Consider the following 20,528-nt stretch of genomic DNA (forward strand, 5'->3'; position numbering starts at 1 on the left):
TCTTCCGTGAGATAAAACGACGTACTTCTTCGTTCTCAAACTGTTTCAGTCACGCACAACCGTCAACAGCTGAATCGTGGCTCCAAGCCTTCGCCGTCTGGCACAATGCTACAAACTAAACACGACCCACGTTCCCGCGGTCAGACGGCCTGACAACTGTTAGTGTTTGACACAGTCACAAGAGTTAATATTCATTATATCGATTTAGGTCACAGAAATGAGGCCACCGGAATCCCCGGACGCGATTCCCGACTTCCTGCTCGAGAAGTTCAACGACCTCTCTCCCGAGACGCTGGAGGGAGTCGCCGACTACGCCCGACGGGACACGTACGTGGCTCCTGACGAGATGCCAGATTCGCTGCTGGAGTCGTTCGCACTCCAAGACGAGGAGACCCTCATGGTGATCGCGGCGTACGCCGACGAACTCGCCGCGTTCCTCGAGGATCAGGATGCCGACTCGCTCAGGGACAGCGTCGGCAGGCCGGGCGACAACCGAGAGGGGTGGGGACACAGCCGGATCCTCGAGTGGCACGAGTAGCGACGGGAGAATCGAACGACTCGTCGAACCCGCTCAGGCAGCCTCGATCCGCTCGAGCCACCGATCGAGATCCGCCGGCGCGATTCGGGTGCGGTGTGCGACACGAGCGTGGGCTCGAGCGAGCCGCGCCGCCTCGTAATCGGCATCGCAGCGCAGTTCGAAGGAACACCCGTCCCTGGGACACTGGAACTCATATGGCATGGATTAGCACAAGCCATCGGCCGTCGTAGGTATTGCACTTGCATACCCCGGTGGAGTATAGCGCCCGGTGTCGATTCGACTCGAACTGGCGGGCGGCCGAGAGCGGACACCGGCTCCGGTCGTCGGTCACCGACTGAGGGACGCTACTCGAACTTCTCGAGCAGCCGGTCGTAGAAGACCGGCTCCGGGTCGCCCTCGCCGCCGTCGGGAGCGCCGCCGTTGGCCGCTATCTCCTCCGCTCGAGCCTCGTCGGCCAGCTTCTCGACGATCAGTTCCGGCGTCGACCGCGCCAGGTGGTCTTTGACCGGCGAGCGGTTCACCTCGAGTTCGCCGTCGACCAGCCCGACGGCTTCGATCCCGTCGACGGTCACGTCGAATTCGGCCATCTCGCGGATCTCGTCGGCCAGATGCGAGACGAACACCGCCGTCGCGCCGTTCTCGGAGAGCGCCTCGAGAATGCCGGCGATGATCTTCGCCGACGCGCCGGGTTCGGTGATGCTCTCGAGTTCGTCGACCAGCACCAGCGATCCTTCGCCGCCCTGCGCGAGGTCGGCGAACTCCCGAACGGTGGACTCGAACGCGCCCGCGTCCAGGGTCCCCTGGGTCTTGGCGTGGTAGTGGAGGTCCTCGAACCGACGCAGGCGAACGCCGTCAGCGGGGACCGGGAGTCCCATGTGTGCCAGAATCACCACGCTCGCGACCAGATCCAGCGTGGACGTCTTCCCGCCGCTGTTGACCCCGGAGAGCAGGGCCACCCCCGAGACCTCGTAGTCGACGGGATCGATTCGCTCAAGCGGTTCGTCGAGCAGGGGCGAACGGCCGCCCTCGATCGCGAAGCCGACGGCCTCGTCGGTTCCGTCCTCGATATCGGCCGGTTCGACGAAGGCCGGCATCGCACACGTGAAGTCGTCAGCGAACCTGGCGATCGCGAGTTCGACGTCCAGTTCGAGGGCGTCCCGAACGAGCCGGCGAGCCCCCTCGCGCTGGCCAGCGAGATCGGCCGCGAGTTCGCGTTTCAGTCTGCCGGCGCGCCGTTCCTTGGCCGCCGTCAGCTCCTCTCGCAGGCGGCTGACGACGTCCTCGTCGCGCTCGACCGGAAACGCCGGCTCGTCGCTGAACGCGCGGCGCGCGATCTCGCTCTCGCCCTGCTCGAGATCGAGCGCGTCGACGAGGTGATCGCGGGCCGCCGCGACCGCTCGCGCGTACTCGTCCGCGAGTTCGCGGGACAGCAGCGAGTCGACGCCGGCCCCGCGCTCGACCAGCGACAGCAGGTCCGAGCCCTCGATCGTCACGTCCTGCTCGCGGATCGCCTCCCGGAGGTGGTCGTTGGCGACGCTCTCGGCCGCACCCGCCGCCGCGTCGAGGTCGTCGATCGCCGTCGTCAGTCGATCGAGTTCCGCGTCGCCCGCGACCGTCCCGTCCTCGGTCAACCGCGAGAGGCCGTCCTCGAGCGCTTCGAGGTCGCAGGGGGCCTCGAGGCCGGCGGTGCGATGGACCTCGATCGCCGCCTGCAGGCGATCCCGATTGCGCGCGAAGAAGGCGAGCGGCCGCTCGGGGACCACCTCAGCAGGGTTCTCGAGGGCGTCGGGTCGGACCTGGACGTCCCCCTCGAGGGTGACGCCCGCGAAGGACTCGTCGAGGGCGATCACCGTCGAGTACCCCCGCGCGAGTTCGGCCAGCCCCTGTGCGTCCTCGACGACCTCGACGGAGAGCTCCGGGATCGCCTCGCGGGCCTCGGAGTAGCGTTCGGCGTCGGTCGTCGCCAGACAGCGCTCTCGGACCCGCACGTCGCCCGGCTCCCGGAGCGGTTCGACCCCCTCGAGCGCGTCGAGCACCGCGGGGTCGGGCTCGCGCTCGAGGGCGTCGCCCGCGAACGCCTGCACTTCCTCGATGCGCGAGCGACGGGGACTCGGATAGATCGTCTCGAGTCGCTGGGCGGCGTAGTCGGTGACCGTCCGCGCCTCGAGCAGCGAGAGGACCTCGCGGTAGACCTCGCGGGCCCGGTCGGTCGCCAGAAACCCGCCGGGATCGTCGTGCTCGAGCCGGATCGCGCCGCGCGCGATGCGGGCGGCCCGACCCTGAGAGATCCCCGGCGCGGTCGCGATCGCCGCCACGTCGCCCGTCCGCAGCGCGCGCTCGGGATCGTCGAGTTCGGACAGCGCTCGGGCCGTCTTCTCGCCGACGCCCGGAATCGACTCGAGGTCCATGTTCTCGAGGTGCGTATCAAACCGGAGCGAGAAAAACCTCCCGCCCGGGCTTTTCGTGACCGGCGTGGTAGCCCGGCGCATGCCGACCGGAGCGATCGACTATCACGAACGGACGAAACACTCGCCCAAAAGCGTCCGCGAGGGCGGTCACGGGCTGGATTTCGACAACAAACCGCGGCCGTACAAGGAGTACACCGACCTGCCCGCGCGGCCGCTCGCCGAGCGGATTCGACCGCCCCGACAGCCGGCGCTGTCGGCGATCGCCGAGTCGACGCCCGACGGCGACTCGAGGCGAGCGAGGCGGCCCGACCTCGAGACCGTCACGACCCTGTGTTACTACACGGCGGGCATCACGAAAGAGATCGACAGACGCGGTCGCAGCCTGCTGTTCCGCGCCGCGGCGACCACCGGCGCGCTCTACCACGTCGATCTGTACGTCGTCTGCGGCGACCTCGAGGGCGGCACCGACGAGCGCAGCGGCTCGAGCGCTGCATCCGACCTCGCGGCCGGCGTCTACCACTTCGATCCGCGGACGCTGTCGCTGGACGTCCTCCGCGAGGGAGGCTATCGCGGCGTGCTCGCGAGCGCCAGCGGCGACGCGGGCGTCGCCGACGCACCGCTGTCGATCGTCGCGACCTCGACGTGGTGGCGAAACGCCTGGAAGTACGGCGATCGGACGTTCCGGCACGCCTTCTGGGACTCCGGGACGCACCTCGCGAACCTGCTGGCGGTGGCCCACGCGCTCGACTACCGCGCCGAAGTCGTCACCGGCTTCGCGGACCGGCCGGTCGCCGACCTGCTCGGCGTCGAGCCCGAGCGCGAAGCGCCCCTCGAGATCGTCCCGATCGGCGCGGGCGACACCGTTCCCGAGTCCGGCTCCGATCCCGCCGATTTCGAATCGATCGATCCCGAGACGGAACCCCTCTCGCCGAACGAGCGGCAGTTTCCGCTGATCTACGAGGCCTGGCGCGCCGGCACCCTCGAGAGCGGTGCCGCGGCGGACTCCTGGCGAGCCGGACGGCCGTCGGGGACGATCGGCACTCGAGAACCCGGCGACGGCGAGCGGATCGCGCTCGAGCCGGTCGACGCCGAGACGGCCTCGAGTCGGCCGCTCCATCGGACGATCCGTCGCCGCGGCTCCTGCCGCGAGTACGAGCGCGAGTCCGTCAGTTTCCGGAAGCTGTCGACCGTGCTCGATCGGGCCGTTCGGGGCGTTCCGATGGACGTTCGACGCGAGTCCGCGGAGACGCGAGCGGGAGGGGAAAGGGCGGAGCGGAGCGAGGACGATCCGTCGCTCTCGTTCGTCGACCCCTATCTGATCGTTAACGGCGTTGAGGGCCTCGAGTCCGGCACCTATCACTATCACCCGGCCGCGGGCGACCTCGAGCGACTCCGGACAGGCGAGTACCGCAGCGAGGCGGGCCACCTCGCGCTGGACCAGCGGCTGGCCGCCGACGCCGCGGTCTGCGTGTATTTCCTGACCGACCTCGCGGAACTCGTCGACGCGTTCGGCGATCGCGGCTACCGCGCGGCACAGCTCGAGGCGTCGCTGACGGCCGGCCGGCTGTATCTGGGAACCTACGCGCATCGGGCGCTCGGCGGAACCGGACTGACGTTCTACGACGACGTCGTCGCGGACTTCTTCGCGCCGCGAGCCGGGGGACAGACGCCGCTGTTCCTGTACACGCTGGGACGGCCGGCCTGAGACTGAGAGTCGGCTCTCGGAGCGAGCGTGTTCGGCGGGCAACACGCGCTGACGCCCTTGTCCTACTTTTATACGGCCGCACATCGCCCCATCGAGCATGCAGCCGAAACGACAGCCCGGTCCGTCGGGCGCGAGCCGGTGGCGTCGAGCGCGAGCCGCCCGCGACTCGAGACAGGTATCGCAGGGGCGAACGCATGGAGTATGACCGAACCGACGTCGCGGTCGATCGCCTCGAACTGCTGCGGGCCTACGGCTACGGGCTCTGCATGGGCGCGGCCGACGCCCTCCCCGGGGTCTCCGGCGGGACCGTCGCGCTCCTCCTAGGCTTCTACGGGCGTCTGATCGCCGCGGTCACCGCGTTCACGCCGCGTCGGGCCGTCGCAATCCTCAGGGGTTACCGCCCCGAGCGGCGGACGCGCGCCCGAGAGGCGGTCTTCGAGTTGGACCTGCAGTTCCTGCTCCCGCTGGGCGTCGGCGTGATTACCTCGGTCGTCCTGATCGCCGACATCGTCTCGTCGCTCGCGGAGTCCCAACCGGTCGCGATCTTCGGGTTCTTCACCGGACTGATCGCCGCCTCGGCGGTGACGCTCGGCCGGAGCCTCGAGTTCGACTCGCCGACCCGTATCGGTGCCGCGGTCGTGGGGGCGACGCTCGCATTACTGGTCGCCGCCGATATCGTGCAACTCCCCGGCAGCGGCCCGATCGTCATCGTCATCGCCGGTGCGATCGCTGTCAGCGCGATGATCCTGCCGGGGGTCTCCGGCTCGCTGCTCCTGATCCTGTTCGGCCAGTACGTCTTCCTCTCCAACGAGCTGAGCGCGTTCGTCCGCGCGATCGGCGATCTGGTCGGCGACGGCTCGCTCGCGGCCGTGATCGACCCGGGGACGACCGTCGCCCTGTTCGTCGTCGGCGGGGTCGTCGGCCTCGTCACGATCGCCCGCGTCGTCCGCACCGCGCTGGCCCGCAACCGCGGGCTGACGCTCGTCTTCCTGGTGAGCCTCATCGCCGGTTCGGTCCCCGCTCCCCTGCACAACATCGGCGAAACGCACGCCTGGACGACGGAGACGATCGCGATGACGGCCGCGTGGGCCGCGCTCGGGGCGATCGCCCTGTTCGCGCTCGAGTACCTCGTCGGCGGGTTCGATCCGGAATGAGCGGGTCGAACCTCGTACTCGTCGGCCGGTAGCGGGATCAGTCGCCGAAATCGGCCTCTTCGAAGTGTTCGTTCGCGAGGTCGTCGATCATATCCTCGATATCGTCTCGCTTGTCGTCGTCGAGGTCCTCGACCGCGCCGACGCCGTGCCCGCCGCTCTTCGCCGTCTGCAGCGCGTTCTTGTTGAGGTCGCCGTCCGGATCGACCACGGGAAGTTTGAGATCCGTGAAGTTCTCCGGCGGGAACCCCGACGACGAGAGGATGAAGTGGTCCGCGACCTCCCCCAGGTCGTCGGTATCGAAGTCCTCGAGTTGCGGTTCCTCCCACTCCTCGGTGGTCGTGCCCGAGAACTCGGGTTCGTGCATCTCGTAGTCGGTCACACGTGAACCGACGCGGACCGACGGAATCGACTTAGTCCCTGCATTAGCAGCCTGTTCGCGTGCGCACTCGAGTGGCGACCCGGCCGGCCCGGTCAGTCCGATCAGTTTGATCAGCCCGACTCGGATCGGCACTGGAGAGCCGCGATAGCGGCCACCGAAATACCGGCTCGGAGCGCCGCCGACCGCGCTACCAGCGATGGTGGACGTGGTCGAACACGTACTCCTCGTAGACGTCCCGGACGGCGCCGTGAACCCGATTCGAGAGGGGGTCCAGCTCCGAGGCTGCCGCGTTGCTCCGGACGTGGTCCGGCGAGGTCGTCCCCGGAATGACCGTCGAGACCGCCTCGTGATCGAGGATCCACCGGAGCGTCAGCTCCGCCAGCGACAGCCCCTCGGGGACGTGGGGCTCGAGCGCCTCGACGGCGTCGTGGCCCGTCTCGTAGGGGACGCCGGCGAACGTCTCGCCGACGTCGAAGGCCTCGCCCTCGCGGTTGAAGTTCCGGTGGTCGTCCTCGGGGAACGACTGCTCGCGCTCGAGCGCGCCCGTCAGCAGGCCCGACGCGTACGGCACGCGGACGATCACGCCGACGTCTTCCGTTCGAGCGCGCTCGAAGAACGATTCTGTCGGGCGCTGGCGGAACGGGTTGAAGATGATCTGGACGGTCTCGACGACGTCGTACTCGACAGCCTTGAGCGCTTCTTCGACTCGCTCGACGCTGACGCCCGCGTGGGCGATCTCGCCCTCGTCTTTCAGTCGCTCGAGCGCCTCGAACGTCGACGGCTGGTAATAGGCCTCGGTCGGCGGACAGTGCAACTGGAGGAGGTCGAGCGTCTCCTCGCGGAGGTTTTCCCGACTCCGGTCGACGAACGAAGAGAGGTGGTCGTAGTCGTAGCGGTCGGCCTCGTGCGGGTCGAGCCGCCGTCCCGCTTTCGTCGCGACGAACACGTCGTCGTGGGCGTCGCGCTCGTCGAGGACGTGACCGATGTGGCGCTCGCTGCGGCCGTCGCCGTACACGTCCGCGGTGTCGACGAAGTCGATATCCGCGTCGATGGCGGCGCGGACGACGTCGCGGCCGGTCTCGTCGTCGACATCCCCCCAGTCGCCGCCGATATTCCAGGTTCCGAGGCCGACCTCGGAGACGTCCCGTCCGGTCGAACCGAGTCGTCGATAGTTCACGTGTGGCCGTTTTCGCGGATCGGCCTATGGGTTTGGCTGCCGGCAAGCCGTCGCGGTGTCGCTCGGCTGAATCACATCGAGAGAGATGAACTGACGAGAGGCCGACAGCGACGGGGTACGGCCGGCCAGGAGCGGGTCTCCGGATCACGGTCGTCGCCTGCAGGCTATACTACTTTCCGCCCAATCGGGATAGGAGCGCTCGATGAGCCACATCGACGAGGACGCAGACGAGATCAGGTCGCTGGGAGTCGGTGAGATCAACCAGCTGTTCGGCGACGCGACGTTCCCGATGACGACCGACGAGGTGCTCGCGGAGTACGCCGACGTCGAGATCACCTACCCTCGAGAGTCGGATTCGCTGCGGACGATCCTCGAGACGTCCGGCCACGAGACCTACGAAACGAGAGACGAACTCGAACTGGCGATCCTGAACGGCGTCGGGCGAAACGCCGTGGGCCGACCGCGGTACAGCGACCGCGGCGACAGTCCGAACGACACCGACGACCACATGCGACCGCGACAGTCGTTCTGAGCGCCCGACCACCGATCACGCGAGCCATGAGCACGACAACGACGACACCCCACGACGCACTCGCGACCGAACTGGAACGCCTCTACTACGTCGAGCGGGAGCTCTGCGACGAACTCCAGACGCTGGCTGCCGACGTCTCGGTCGACGTGTTAGACGACGGCCGAGCGACCGACTGTCGGGAGCAGCTTCGCGAGACCATCGACGACCACTGCGACGAGACCCAGCGACACTGCGAGCGCATCGAGCGGGCCTTCGACGCGCTCGGCGAGGAGCCCACGACCCGGCGGGTCCCCGAGTTCGACGGCCTGCTCGCCGACAAGGAGAAATTCAATAACGTCGTCCTGAACGACGAACTCCGGCCGCTGTACTACCTCGAGACCGCCCTGAAACTCGAGGCGCTCGAGTGTACGGTCTACGAGACGGCGATGGCGCTCGCGAACTCGCTGGAGGGCGAGGACGGCGAGGGCGTCGTCGACGCGCTGCGCCCGAACTACGACGACGAACGGGCGATGCGAACGGAACTCGAGTCGCTGTCCGACGGCGACGCCGTCGAGATGCTGCTCGCGGCGACCCCGGTCGGCGAGGCCAGTCGGGGCTCACTCGATCGACGATGACTGCTCCGATCTCACTATGAATATCGAAACGCTCGAGGACCTGTTCGGTTCCCAGTTACAGCGCGCCTACTACGTCGAACGCACCCACGTCGAACTGCTCGCGGAGATGGCGGCCGACGCCGCGAACGACGACCTCGCGGACCGGTTCGCGACCCACCGCGACGAAACCGAACGACATGTCGAGCGCCTCGAGGACGTCTTCGAGGCGCTCGGTCGGCAGCCGCGCGCGAGTCGCTCGCGGACGGCCGACGGCCTCGCCGAGTCGCGACGGACCCGCACGACCGACGGCGAGTCGCCGCCGGAGTACGTCGACCTCGAGATCGGCCTCGCGGCGGAGCGCCTCGAGATCCGGACCTACGAGGGACTGGTCACGCTCGCGGGTCGACTCGCTTACGCGGCCGATATCGTCGAACCGCTCGAGGAGACGCTCGAGGAAGAGCGGACGACGCTCCAGCGACTCGAGGACCTCGAGACCGAGATCTCGATCGTCGACTCGCTGGAAACGGGGCGCGCGTAGCGAGCGGTCGGACGCGACGCCCCGTTCTCGGCTACCGCTCCGCGACGGCGGGCGGACGCACGCCGTACCGGGGGTAGCGAGCGCGACGGCCGACGAGCCGACCGACCGGTGCGGCGACGGTGGTCAGCGCCTGCCGAACCGTCGCACCGAACCCAACGGCGACCGCGAGCGAGAGAAATACGGCAGGCGGCTGCAGGCACGGCCCCTTCGGGAAAACGCGTCGATCGTGGAAATAACGGAGAAACGGAACTCGAGCCGGCCGAACGGCCCGAATCGCGTCTTCTGTGGAAGCGAGTACAACCGACCCGAACCGACCGGCCGACCGACGAGTGCAGACGCAATCCCGACAATGAAAACGAGCATCGAAGTCGAGTACTGGGTCGTCGACAGCGACGGGGCCCTCACCGAGCCGGGTCCGCTCGCGGACGTTTCGGATCGAACCGAGCGGGAGTTCGTCGAGCCGCTGTTCGAGCTGAAAACGCCGCCCTGCGAGTCGGTCGCGGAACTCCGGACCGCGCTCGTTGACGAGCTCGAGGCGGTCCTCTCGACGGCGGCGGAGCTGGACAAGCGCCTCGTCCCGCTGGGGACGCCGATCAACGGCGGCGCGATCGACCGCCGCCCCGGAGAACGGGGTCGTATCCAGAAGGCAGTCATCGGCGAGAACTTCGACTACGCGAAACACTGCGCCGGGACGCATATCCACGTCGAGAAGCGAAACGTCACGGACCAGCTCAACGCCCTCATCGCCCTCGATCCGGCGCTCGCGCTGGTCAACTCGTCGCCGTACTATCGGGGCGAGCGAGTCGCCAACGGAGCCCGCGCTCACTGCTACCGAAAGCAGAGCTACGAGGCGTACCCGAAACACGGCCAGCTCTGGCGCTACGTCGAGAACGTCGGCGAGTGGCACCGGCGGCTCGAGCACCGCTACGAGGAGTTCGAGGCGGCGGCCGTCGAGGCCGGCGTCGACCCGGTGGCGGTCGAGGAGCACTTCTCGCCGGACGACGTGGTCTGGACGCCGATCCGACTACGCGATTCGATGCCGACCGTCGAGTGGCGCTCGCCCGACGCCGCCCTCCCGAGCCAGTTGCTCCGGCTGACCGACGAGATCGAGACGGTGATGGAACGGCTCCACCACACCGACGTGCGGATTGACGCCGAGGACGGCCGCGGGGCCGGCGACGAGCGCGCGGAGAGCGACGGCAGCGGAGTCGGCCTCGGTCACGGCGGCAGCAGTGGGCCGACCGCTCGCCCCGGTCACGTCACGAGCGAGGGGATCGCCCTCCCCGCGTTCGAGACCGTCCGTGACCTCGCCGAATCGGCGATCAGCGACGGCCTCGCGTCGGCGGCCGTCGCGGGCTACCTCGAGCGGATGGGGTTCACCGTCAGCGACTACCACCCGATCTCGACGCGGATCGACGGCCGCCAGTACGTGACGAACGCCGACGCTCGCGACCTGCGACTCGAGTACGCGAGTCGGCTCGAAGAAGACGTCGAGACGCTGAGCGAGGCCGACGGTTAGTTGCCGTTATCGTACTCGTACTCCCGCTCCGGATCCTCGACGCCCTCGGTCCGAGAGCCGACCCAGGCTCCAAGCGAGAGACCGTAGACGAGGTGGCCGGCGTGAAAGAGCGCGAGTTCGTCCGCGTCGAGGCGGATATCGAGCAGTTTCCCCAGCATGACCTGTGCGCCGAAGGCCGACAGGATCATCCCGTAGATCGATCCCCAGACGAGCCCGCGCTGTTCCGGCTCGATGGACCGGCCGGCGGTGTACAGGGAGAACAGCCCGCCGAAGATCGCGCCCGAACTGACGCCGTAGACCAGGTGCAGGACGAGGCCGGCCAAGGGGTGGTCGTCGGGATCGCCGTCGGCGACGTACTGCGACCAGAAGTTCGCCGACGGCGGCAGCGATCGCAGGAGCGGCAGTCGGAAGGCGGTCATGATCAGCGTCGCGACGAACCCGCCCTGAATCCCGCGGGCCACCGCGTCGGCGAGGTGTTCCTCGCGGGAGTGTTCGTCGACGTCGCTAGTATGCCCCTCGGTTTCGGTGATGGAACGCAATCGATCTGATACAGCCATAATGGTCCGGATACCGATCCTACCACGGACACCGCCTTAACCGTCCGGCGCGCTGTTTACTGGTTCCCGCGTCCCGGCCGTCAACGGATCGGCTCGGCTGCGGCGATTCGGTGGTCGCGGCGATTACCGCTCACCGCCGACTGCTGGAATATTTATACGCGTTCCCGAAACACACGGACATGGATTTCGGTGTCCTCAGTACGGCGGGTATCGCACAGAAGGCGTTCCTCCCGGGAATCGAAGCCAGCGACCACGCTGTGACGGCAATCGCGTCCCGTGACGAAGCCGACGCGCGCGCCGTCGCGGCCGAGTACGGGATCGGAGAGACCTACGGCGACTACGGCGACCTCATCGCGAACGCCGACGTCGACGCCCTCTATATCCCGCTGCCGAACGCCCTGCACGCGGAGTGGACGAAACGTGCGGCCGACGCCGGGCTCGACGTCCTCTGTGAGAAGCCGCTGGCGGTCGACGCGGCGGAAGCGCGCGACGTCGTCGACCACTGCGCGGCGCAGGGCGTGACCCTGATGGAAGCGTTCATGTACCAGTACCACCCCCGAACCGAGCGCGCGTTCGCCCTGGCGCGCGACGAACTCGAGGACGTGCGCTCGGTGACGGCGACGTTCAAGTACCGGCTCGACCGGACGAAAGACATTCGCCTCTCGCCCGAGCTGGCGGGCGGGAGCCTGATGGACGTCGGCTGCTACGCCGTCTCCGTGGTCCGTCAGGTCCTCGGCGAGCCGGAGCGGGTGTACGCGACCGCGGCCGACACCCGCGACGCCGGCGTCGATACGGAGCTGACCGGACTCCTCGAGTACGCGGACGGGGTGACCGGCCGAGTCTCGTCGAGTTTCGATACGGAGACCGTCCAGCGCTACCGCATCGAGGCGACCAACGGCTGGGTCGAGGTCCAGGACGCGTTCGACATCCCCGAAGGGGAACTGTCGCTCGAGTACCGGATCGACGGCCGTCACGGCGTCGAGACGTTCGATCCGGTCGACCAGTTCCGCCTCGAGATCGATCACTTCGCCGACTGCGTCGCCGCCGACCGGACCCCGCGGACGGACGGCGACGAAGCGATTGCGAACATGCGAGTCCTCGATGCCCTCTTGGAAAGCGACGAGCGGGGCCGTCCCGTCGACCTCGATAGCTGAGCGCGCCCTCGCCGCGTACGCCGTCGTCCCGCCGAATCGTCGGACCGTCGAGGGGTCGACCCGTCGAACCGTCGCCTCGGCCGACGCAACGTCCTTTTGCCTGTTCGGTTCGAACCTCGGGCCATGACAACGGTCGAGCCGAAACTCGAGGCCGCCCGCGAGGATCTCGCGGCTCGCGACGGGGTCGTCATCGCCTTCTCCGGCGGCGTCGACTCGAGCGCCGTGGCCGCGATCGCCCACGACGCGCTCGGCGAGGACGCGGTCGCCTGCACCGCAAAGAGCGAGACGCTCCCCGAGGCCGAACTCGAGGACGCCAAGCGGGTCGCGAGCGAGATCGGCATCCGCCACGAGATCGTCTCCTTCTCCGAACTCGAGAGCGAGGCCTTCGTCGAGAACGACGACGACCGCTGCTATCACTGTCGGACGATGCGCCTCGGCGAGATGCTCGAGACCGCCCGCGAACTCGGCGTGGGGACGGTCTGTGACGGGACGAACGCGGACGATCCGGGCGCGGGCCACCGACCCGGGCTGCAGGCGGTCGAGGAACTGGACGTTCACTCGCCGCTGTTGGCGCACGATATTTCGAAGGACGAGGTCCGCGAAATCGCCGACCGCTACGACCTCTCGGTCGCCGACAAACCCTCGATGGCCTGTCTCTCCTCCCGGATCCCCACCGGGCTGGACGTCACCGAAGACCGGCTCACGCGAATCGAGCGGGCCGAAGCGCTCCTGCGACAGTGGGGGTTCGACCAGTTCCGCGTCCGCGACCACGACGGCCTCGCCCGCATCGAGGTCGCGCCCGACGAACTCGAGCGAGCGCTTGACCGCGAATTCGTCGAGACGGTCCGGGCGGAACTCTCCGAGCTCGGCTTCGACCACGTCACGCTCGATCTCCACGGCTACCGGACCGGAAGCGTCAGTCCCGAGACCGACGACGACGAGTCCGTCGTCGGGGCGGGATCCTCGAGCGGGGACTAGAACCGAAATTTTGCGCTGCGGGCCAGCACAGCTGGCCCTCGGCAAAATCTTCAAAAGAGCGCTACGCGCTCTTTTGGACTGTGCGATTCCTTCGGAATCGCTTGCAGTCGGCGCGAAGCGCCGACGACCTCGCGGGATCTTTGATCCCGCTCAGTTTCGATCAAAAGCACTCCTCCTTCCCCGTCAGCCGCGCCGAGCGCGGCTTCTGGGTCAGTCGTCGGCCCGCTCGCTCAGCCGTCGGCTTCGCTCGCGGCAAGTCTCGGTGAACTGCCTGCCCTTCCCCGTTGAGCGGAAGCTTCGCTTCCGCGATGCTCGGAAGAGCTTGCTCTTCCGTATGGTCACGGGGCCCTCGCATCCGCTCGAGCCCCGTTCCCGGCCAGCACGGCCGTTCGCGCAGAGCGTTCACGGAGATACCGACGGCGAGTCCTCGAGTGACGAGCGCGAACGACGGCTATCGACTGCGGTCCGTCTGCCGATCACGGGATCCGTGCGAGAAATCGACTGTCGGAGCGCATACACTTTCACCAATCGGTCAGGTAATTCCCACTAATAGAGACATATATCCAAAATATAACCGCGTTTCGAGCAGAGAACCCACCATTGGTGAAGTGTCTGGACTATCGTTCGATAATATTGCTCATTGCGATACGAACGTAGCACTAGAGTCGGTATCAGTGATCGATGGAAGCCGACGTGCCGCTCGAGTGGAACACGGAAGAGTGTCGGACCTACACCCCCGCCGACACCGACCGGGAAATGCAGTATCGGACGTATCTCCACGAATCAGGTGATCTGCGGTTGAAGGTCGCGCCCGCCTCGCTCGACGGCGAAGACCACCCCGGTTATGCGCTGACGGCGACGAGCTACCCGGGGCTCGATCTCTCCGAGACGATGCGGGTCAGAACCGTCCTGACGTTCGAACGGTGCAACCGGATCGCCAGCGATTTCATGGACCTGTTCTCCGCCAGCTACGACGGCCCCGGCTCGCTCGAGGACGCGCTGGACTACGCCTACGAGCGGACGCGCGAGCATCGCTGACGGCGCAGTACGGATGTGACTACGGAGAGCCGGATAGCGACCGCACGTCCCCGTCGAGCAGCGATATCACTCGATTTCGAGCCCGCCACCGCCGTCCTCTCCCTCCTCGACCTCGTCCCACTCGAGTTCGAACTCGACGCTCAACTCGCCGGGGCCGTCCGCCGGTCCCTCGCGTTCGGCTTTGACCTCGAACGTGGGCCGAGCGGGCGGCTCGAGCGTCACGGACTCGGAACCGGCCGTGAGCGTGATCGAGTCGCCGTCGTCCAGATTGTCCGCGACGCGACGGAGCAGCGATGCGATCTCCGCTCGGCTCTGCTCGGTCTCTGACTTGAAGAGCACTTCTTCGGGCATACGCAACGGTACGATCCGTGAACTGATAAATACGCGCTCGAGAACTCGGGTCGATACCGCCGCTAAACAGAAGTCGTCTGCGTCTCAGTCGTCCGAGGGGGCCGCGGACTCGTCGGCCGCTGCGGCCGCCGCGGACTCGCTCTCCGCGAAGGGGTACCACGACTGCTTGGCGTCGGCCATGTACGGCGCCTCGAAGTCCGTCTCCTCGGGCTCGCAGAACTCCACGAGCTGTTCCTCGGCCGTCGCCTCGACCCACTCGCGGAACGTCTGGCCGTCCGAACGGTGGGCCGCGTACGCCTCGAGCAGGTTCCGGATCGCGCCGGGGGCCTCGTCGGCGGGCACGCGCTGCTGGACCCAGTCGATGAAGGAGGGGTCCTCGCCGACGCCGCCGCCGACGCCGATGTCGAAGGCCTCGACCATCTCGCCGTTCTTCCGGGCGCGCATCCCCTGCAGCCCGATGTCGGCGGTCATCGCCTGCCCGCAGTCGGCGGTACAGCCGGAGTAGTGCATCTTGATCTTGCCGACGTCGTCGGGCAACTCGACGTTCTGGTTGAACCAGCGCAGCATGCGGGCCATCCGCCCCTTGGTCTCGGTCAGCGCGATCGAGCAGAATTCCGTTCCCGTGCAGGCCATCGCACCGCGCTCGAAGGGGCTCGGCTCGGCGGGGTACTCGGAGAGCAGCGGTTCGGCCAGCAGATCCTCGAGGTCCTCGTCGGCGACGTCGACGATGACGGGGTTCTGGCGGCGGGTCAGGCGGACCTCACCGGAGCCGTACTCGTCGGCCAGATCGGCGATACCGATCGCGTCCTCGGCGGGCAGGCGGCCGACGGGAACGCTCAGTCCGACGTAGTTCTGCCCGTCCTTCTGGTCGCCGACGCCGACGTGGTCGTGCTGACCGTCCTCGACGGGGCGGCCGGCGTTGTAGGTGTACTCCTCGCGGAAGTCCTCGCCCGCCGTGTGCATTTCGAACTCGACGTACTCGTCTTGGAGCGTCTCCCGAATCTTCTCCATCCCCCAGTCCTCAGCGAAGAACCGGGCGCGGTTCTTCGAGCGGTTCTGGCGGTTGCCGTAGTCGTGGTAGAGTTCGACGAAGCCGCGGCCGACCTCGTAGGCGTTCTCGGGCCGGACGAAGACGTCCAGTGGGGTCGCGGCGCGGGGCTGGCGACCGCCGAGCCCGCCGCCGATGCACACGTTGAATCCGCGAACTTCCTCGCCGTCGATCTCCTTTGTCGCCGGCTCGAACCCGATGTCGTTGAGCGAATCCTGCGCGCAGCCGACCGTACAGCCCGACGCGCTGATGTTGAACTTCCGGGGCATGTTCGCGAGCGCGTCGTCCTTGCGGAGGTCCTCCTCGAAGCGCTCGAGCAGGGGGCCAGCCTCGACGAACTCCTCGGCCTTGCCGTGGAGCGGGCAGCCGGAGATGTTGCGCATCGTGTCGCCGCCCGCCGAGCGGGAGTGGACGCCGGCGGACTCGAGTTTCTCCCAGATCTCGGGGACGTCCTCGAGTTTGAGCCAGTGCAACTGGACGGACTGGCGGGTCGTCAGGTCGATCCAGCCGTTGCCGAACTCGGGGTTCTCGACGGGACCCGTCGCGTAGTCGCGGGCGACCTCGCCGATCACTCGGAGCTGGTCGGGCTCTAAGATGCCGCTGGCGTTGGTCAGCCGCATCATGAAGTACGACTCCTGTCCGTCGCGCTGGTGGAAGAGCCCCCAGAACTTGAAGCGGGTGAACCACTTCTCGCGTTCGTCCTCGGGAATCGACTCGTAGCCGCCGTTTTCGGCGAACTCGAGGATGTGCTCGCGGACCTCGTCGCCGTAACAGCCCTCTTTGAGTTCTTCTTTCTTATGCGCCATCGCAGCTCACCTCACCGACCGTACGATCGGACTCGAAATCGCGAAGTTCCTCGCCAAACATGTCGTAATTCACGTTTTGATGGCATGGTCCTAAACTATATAACAGTAATCGTTTACAAAACGCTATTTCTAGCGCACATTCAGTGCCGGACGTGGTATCTGCAATGGAATATGGTCTGTATAAGGACGTATATCACGTGTGAGCGGGGCGGAGAATGGGCGATTTCAACCGCGATCGACGCGATTCGGCCCCGTCTCGAGGCGGAGAACGTCGACGCTCCCCTCCGAACTACGCGGTTCCGCACACGGCGCGCGAAACGGCCGTCGCCGACGCCATTCAGTGGGTAGTTCGAACTCGACGAACGAGCAAAACGAAGCGAGAAACGTGGACGGATTCAATCGTCGGTCGGAACCGGCCCGTTCGGAGTCGACTCCACTCGAGTGCGGTACAGTCCACCGGACAGGCCGATCGAGACGATCGCGAGGACGAGGAAGACGACGTAGCCGTTGGCGTAGCCGGCGGTCCCCTGCAGGTCGACGAACAGGCCGAGCACGGGCGGGATGACGAAACCGCCGAACGCACCGAGGCCGCCGACCAGCCCCGACGCCCCGCCGACGGCCTCGGGCACGTACTTCGGAACGAGGCCGAACACCGCCGCGTTCGCGACGCCGATCCCGATCCCGAGCAGGACCGTCGCACCGATCGCGATCGGAACCGTTCGAGCCGTCATGAGACCGAGCGCAGCGATCCCGACGACGACGAAACTCGCGATCGCCGTCCGTTCACCGCCGATCCGGTCGCTGACGACGCCGCCCGGAACCCGAATGAGCGCCGCGAGCAGCGTGAACGCGACCGCCGTGAGGGCACCGGCACGCTGGAGGTCGAGATCGTGGACGGCCGTCCAGTACGACGGGAACCAGGTCGTCAGCGCGAGGAACCCGCCGAACGAGGTGAAGAACAGGGCGACGAGCACCCACGTTCGCGGAATGCTGGCCGCCTCGCGGATCGAGGCCATCGCGTCGCCGCCGGGAAACAGGTCCTGGCCCCGCGCTTCGGCCGCCCGTTTCGCGTCCTCGGCCTCGAGCCCCTGCTTCCGAAGCTGGAAGGACGGCGGGTCGACGGCGACGATGCCGTAAACGAACGTCCCGAGGACGAGGAAGCCGAACCAAACGAGGTACGCACCCGTCAGGCCGAGCGCGGCGAGCGCGATCGGGACGAGCAGCGTGAAGATCCCCGGCGAACTGTTTCCCAGCCCCGCGTACACCGCGAGCATCGTCCCCTGTCGGTCCTCTGGCGACCAGTAGGACGTCTGGGCGGCCCCGACGGAGAACGTCGCGATCCCGCAGCCGGACAGCGCGCCGAACAGGAAGACGAGCGGGTAGTGGGCCATCGTCAACCCCTCGGTCCCGAGCGTCACGAGAATCGTCGACAGGCCGGCCATCCCGACGACGGCACAGCTCAGCAGGACCAGAAACGGCTTCGCCGCGCCCACGTCCTCGACCCACGCGCCGAAGGGGATCCGAAGCAGCGAGCCGGTCAACTGCGGCGCGGCGACCAGCAGGCCGAGCGCGAGCCCGGACAGACCCATCGCCCCCTCGAGTTCGGTCGCGACGGGACCGTAGAGGACGACGCCCGCGAAGCCGACGAAGAACCCCAGCGTGGCGGACGCGACGCCTCGCCGCGGGCTCCCCCGGACTGCGGGCATGTCCTCGCCGGCCGGTTCGGAAGTCGATCTCGTCGTCATTGGCGTTCAGGCGCTCGCTTCCGCGACCGCCCTGACGTCCCGTTCCCGCGGTGGCTCGAGACGAACCGCACACTGCTTGAAGTTCGGCTCGTTCGAGCGCGGGTCGACATCGGGCAGCGTGAGATCGTTCACATCGGGGTGGTGGATCGGCAGCCAGACGACGCCGTCGGGAATCGCCTCGTCGGTCTCGACGCTAACCGTGACCGACGCCCGCCGGGAGACGACGCGAGCGTACTGTTCGTCGTCGCCGTCCTCGAGCTCATCGGCCGGAGACTCGAGTTCGTCCGCGAAGGCGGCGGCCGTCGCCGGGCTGACCCTGGCCGTCGGCGGTTCGTCCTCGCGGGTCCGAACGCCGGTGTTGTAGGCGTCCGGGCGACGCGCCGTCGTCAGCGTGAACGGGTAGGACTCGTCCGTCGGTTCGGGAAGCGGGCGGGCCTCGCCGGTCGAGAACCGCGCACGGCCGGACTGGGTGTAGAACGACCAGGATTCGGCCGTCGGTTCGGCGGCGGTGTCGTCCGCATCGTCCTCGCCGCCGTCTTCGGCCTCGTAGTACCGGTAGCCGCCCGACACGTCCGGCTCGGGTGCCGGCCAGCGGACCGCGGTCTCGCCCTCGAGGCGCTCGTAGCTGATCCCCGAGAGATCGGCCGGCGTCCCCTCGGTCAGCGCGGCGAACTCGTCGAAGACCGCGTCGGGTTCGGGCTTCTCGTCGAACAGGCCGGGAACGAGGCGATCGGCGAGCTGGCCGATCAGCGTGAGGTCCGTCCGGACCCCGCCGGGCGTCTCCGTCGCGGCTCGCACTCGGGAAACGGTCCGTTCCATGTTGGTCGTCGTCCCCTCGGACTCGCCCCAGGTCGCCGCGGGCAGGACGACGTCGGCGCAGTCGACCGTCTCGCTGTGGAACGCGTCCTGGACGACGAGGAACGAGTCCTCGAGTTTCTCGCGGACGCGCGTGGCGTCGGGCATGCCCGCGACGGGGTTGGTCGCGACCGCGTAGACGGCGTCGATGTCGTCGCCGATGGCGTCGACGATACCGACCGGCCCCGGTCCGGGGTCGTCGGGGAATCGCGAGACCGGTACGTCCCACGTCTTGGCGACTTCGCGGCGGTGGTCCGGATCCGTGAACGGGCGGTGACCCGGCCAGGAACCCTTCGAAGAGCAGACGCGGGTCCCCATCGAGTTGGCCTGCCCGGTCAGCGAGAACGGTCCCGACCCCGGCCGGAGGTTGCCGGTTGCGAGGCACAGATCGATCAGCGCGCCCGCGGCCGCGGTCCCGTTGACGCTCTGGTTGATTCCCATCCCCCAGTACAGCAGGGACGGGTCCTCGAGCGCGTCCGCGAGGCGGTCGACGTCGGCCATCGAAACGCCGGCCATCTCGGCGGCCTCGGCCGCGTCGGGGAGTTCCGCGCGGAGCTCCTCGAAGCCGACCGTCGCCTCGTCGACGAATTCCTCGTCGACGCCGTCAGTCTCGATCACGCGGGCGAGGACGGCTCGTGCGAGCGCGAGGTCGCCGCCCGGCTCGAGGGGGACGTGGTGGTCGGCGACTTCGGCGCTCTCGCTGTGGACGGGGTCGACCACGATCAGTTCGGAGTCGTCGTCGTCCGCGGACTGGCGGATCCAGCGGAACATGACCGGGTGAGCGGCCGCCGGGTTCGCACCCCAGACGACGTGACTCTGGGCGTCGGGGATGTCGTCGTACGTCGGCGGCGGCGCGTCGCTGCCGAAGGCGTCGTAGTAGGCGGTGACGGCCGAGGCCATACACAGCGTCGTGTTGGCGTCGTAGTACCGAGTCCCGAAGCCGCCGCGAGCGAGCTTGCCCAGGGCGTAGGCGGCCTCGTTGGTCTGCTGGCCGCTTCCCAGGACGGCGACGCTGTCGCCGCCGTCGGCGAGTGCGGTACCGAGCCCTTCCGCCGCGTGCTGAAGCGCCGCTTCCCACGTCGTCGGGACGAGTTCGCCGTCCTCGCGCACGAGCGGCCGGGTCAGCCACTCGCCGTCGGGATCGGCGGTCTCGCTGACGCCGCGCTGACACGCCAGCCCCTGATTGACCGGGTGACTGGGGTCGCCGCGGACGGTCTCGAGCCCGTACCCCCGCTCGGGGGTCTGCTGGACGTGACCACAGCCGACCGCACACCGCATACATGTGGTCGGTACGAGGTCGGTCACGGCGTCCACCCCGCCGTCTCGGGCTGAATGGGGGAACGTGATTTACAATCACACCCATCTGAAAGAGATTGGCGCAACATCATTCAAACTTTCACAGATTAGGAGAACATATGCAACTACTAAACGGTGATCGTTTACGAACTATGAT

At 67.7% G+C, this 20,528-nt stretch carries 19 protein-coding genes and 1 pseudogene; 11 read left to right on the forward strand and 9 right to left on the reverse strand.

Going from position 1 to position 20,528, the window contains the following annotated elements; all coding sequences use genetic code 11:
• Both LDH66_RS15665 and LDH66_RS15670 read left to right on the forward strand, forming a co-directional pair.
• Positions 1-119, forward strand: a pseudogene (locus tag LDH66_RS15665) (IS6 family transposase); the annotation flags it as partial.
• A 98-nt stretch (positions 120-217) separates the two neighbouring features.
• Positions 218-538 (forward strand): hypothetical protein, encoded by a 321-nt coding sequence (locus LDH66_RS15670; RefSeq protein WP_226482028.1) that lies wholly within the window; start codon positions 218-220, stop codon positions 536-538.
• A 33-nt stretch (positions 539-571) separates the two neighbouring features.
• Here the strand turns inward: LDH66_RS15670 and LDH66_RS15675 are convergent, their stop codons facing one another.
• Both LDH66_RS15675 and LDH66_RS15680 read right to left on the reverse strand, forming a co-directional pair.
• Positions 572-739: a hypothetical protein gene (locus tag LDH66_RS15675; RefSeq protein WP_226482029.1), complete on the reverse strand. Its 168-nt coding sequence runs from the start codon at positions 737-739 to the stop codon at positions 572-574.
• A gap of 143 nt (positions 740-882) precedes the next feature.
• Positions 883-2,946, reverse strand: coding sequence for a MutS-related protein (locus LDH66_RS15680; RefSeq protein ID WP_226482030.1), 2,064 nt, complete (start codon positions 2,944-2,946; stop codon positions 883-885).
• A gap of 79 nt (positions 2,947-3,025) precedes the next feature.
• Here LDH66_RS15680 and LDH66_RS15685 point away from each other — a divergent pair, with 79 nt between their 5' ends.
• Complete coding sequence (locus tag LDH66_RS15685; protein ID WP_226482031.1) at positions 3,026-4,651, forward strand: SagB/ThcOx family dehydrogenase; 1,626 nt, start codon at positions 3,026-3,028, stop codon at positions 4,649-4,651.
• A gap of 194 nt (positions 4,652-4,845) precedes the next feature.
• Entirely contained in the window at positions 4,846-5,805 is a 960-nt protein-coding gene (locus LDH66_RS15690) for a DUF368 domain-containing protein (RefSeq protein ID WP_226482032.1), read from the forward strand.
• A gap of 37 nt (positions 5,806-5,842) precedes the next feature.
• Here LDH66_RS15690 and LDH66_RS15695 read toward each other — a convergent pair whose 3' ends face one another.
• A complete protein-coding gene (locus tag LDH66_RS15695) occupies positions 5,843-6,184 on the reverse strand; it encodes a hypothetical protein (protein WP_226482033.1) in 342 nt (113 codons plus the stop codon).
• A 187-nt stretch (positions 6,185-6,371) separates the two neighbouring features.
• Complete coding sequence (locus tag LDH66_RS15700) at positions 6,372-7,361, reverse strand: aldo/keto reductase (RefSeq protein WP_226482034.1); 990 nt, start codon at positions 7,359-7,361, stop codon at positions 6,372-6,374.
• A gap of 202 nt (positions 7,362-7,563) precedes the next feature.
• On the opposite strand from LDH66_RS15700, the gene LDH66_RS15705 reads away from it, so the two are divergent.
• The 4 genes from LDH66_RS15705 (at position 7,564) to LDH66_RS15720 (ending at position 10,543) form a co-directional block, all read left to right on the forward strand.
• Positions 7,564-7,893 (forward strand): DUF5789 family protein, encoded by a 330-nt coding sequence (locus LDH66_RS15705; protein WP_226482035.1) that lies wholly within the window; start codon positions 7,564-7,566, stop codon positions 7,891-7,893.
• Between the two features lie 26 nt (positions 7,894-7,919).
• Complete coding sequence (locus LDH66_RS15710; RefSeq protein WP_226482036.1) at positions 7,920-8,507, forward strand: YciE/YciF ferroxidase family protein; 588 nt, start codon at positions 7,920-7,922, stop codon at positions 8,505-8,507.
• A 16-nt stretch (positions 8,508-8,523) separates the two neighbouring features.
• Positions 8,524-9,024, forward strand: coding sequence for a YciE/YciF ferroxidase family protein (locus LDH66_RS15715; protein WP_226482037.1), 501 nt, complete (start codon positions 8,524-8,526; stop codon positions 9,022-9,024).
• 349 nt (positions 9,025-9,373) lie between these two features.
• Complete coding sequence (locus LDH66_RS15720) at positions 9,374-10,543, forward strand: glutamate-cysteine ligase family protein (protein ID WP_226482038.1); 1,170 nt, start codon at positions 9,374-9,376, stop codon at positions 10,541-10,543.
• Here the strand turns inward: LDH66_RS15720 and LDH66_RS15725 are convergent.
• Complete coding sequence (locus LDH66_RS15725) at positions 10,540-11,100, reverse strand: DUF6789 family protein (RefSeq protein WP_226482039.1); 561 nt, start codon at positions 11,098-11,100, stop codon at positions 10,540-10,542. The genes LDH66_RS15720 and LDH66_RS15725 overlap by 4 nt on opposite strands.
• 179 nt (positions 11,101-11,279) lie before the next feature.
• Between LDH66_RS15725 and LDH66_RS15730 the strand changes: the two genes are divergently transcribed.
• The 3 genes from LDH66_RS15730 (at position 11,280) to LDH66_RS15740 (ending at position 14,270) form a co-directional block, all read left to right on the forward strand.
• Entirely contained in the window at positions 11,280-12,254 is a 975-nt protein-coding gene (locus LDH66_RS15730) for a Gfo/Idh/MocA family protein (protein ID WP_226482040.1), read from the forward strand.
• Positions 12,255-12,377: 123 nt separating this feature from the next.
• Positions 12,378-13,232, forward strand: coding sequence for an ATP-dependent sacrificial sulfur transferase LarE (gene larE, locus LDH66_RS15735; RefSeq protein WP_226482041.1), 855 nt, complete (start codon positions 12,378-12,380; stop codon positions 13,230-13,232).
• 681 nt (positions 13,233-13,913) lie between these two features.
• Entirely contained in the window at positions 13,914-14,270 is a 357-nt protein-coding gene (locus LDH66_RS15740) for a hypothetical protein (protein WP_226482042.1), read from the forward strand.
• A 66-nt stretch (positions 14,271-14,336) separates the two neighbouring features.
• Here the strand turns inward: LDH66_RS15740 and LDH66_RS15745 are convergent, their stop codons facing one another.
• The 4 genes from LDH66_RS15745 to nasA form a co-directional block, all read right to left on the reverse strand.
• Positions 14,337-14,621 (reverse strand): amphi-Trp domain-containing protein, encoded by a 285-nt coding sequence (locus LDH66_RS15745; RefSeq protein ID WP_226482043.1) that lies wholly within the window; start codon positions 14,619-14,621, stop codon positions 14,337-14,339.
• Positions 14,622-14,705: 84 nt separating this feature from the next.
• A complete protein-coding gene (locus tag LDH66_RS15750; RefSeq protein ID WP_226482044.1) occupies positions 14,706-16,475 on the reverse strand; it encodes a nitrite/sulfite reductase in 1,770 nt (589 codons plus the stop codon).
• A gap of 395 nt (positions 16,476-16,870) precedes the next feature.
• Positions 16,871-18,220 carry an MFS transporter gene (locus LDH66_RS15755; RefSeq protein ID WP_226482045.1) on the reverse strand — a complete coding sequence of 450 codons (1,350 nt, stop codon included), beginning with the start codon at positions 18,218-18,220 and terminating at the stop codon, positions 16,871-16,873.
• Between the two features lie 6 nt (positions 18,221-18,226).
• Positions 18,227-20,353, reverse strand: coding sequence for an assimilatory nitrate reductase NasA (gene nasA, locus LDH66_RS15760; RefSeq protein WP_264182509.1), 2,127 nt, complete (start codon positions 20,351-20,353; stop codon positions 18,227-18,229).
• Positions 20,354-20,528: the final 175 nt, after the last annotated feature.

This window comes from Natrinema amylolyticum, from assembly GCF_020515625.1.
GTDB lineage: Archaea > Halobacteriota > Halobacteria > Halobacteriales > Natrialbaceae > Natrinema > Natrinema amylolyticum.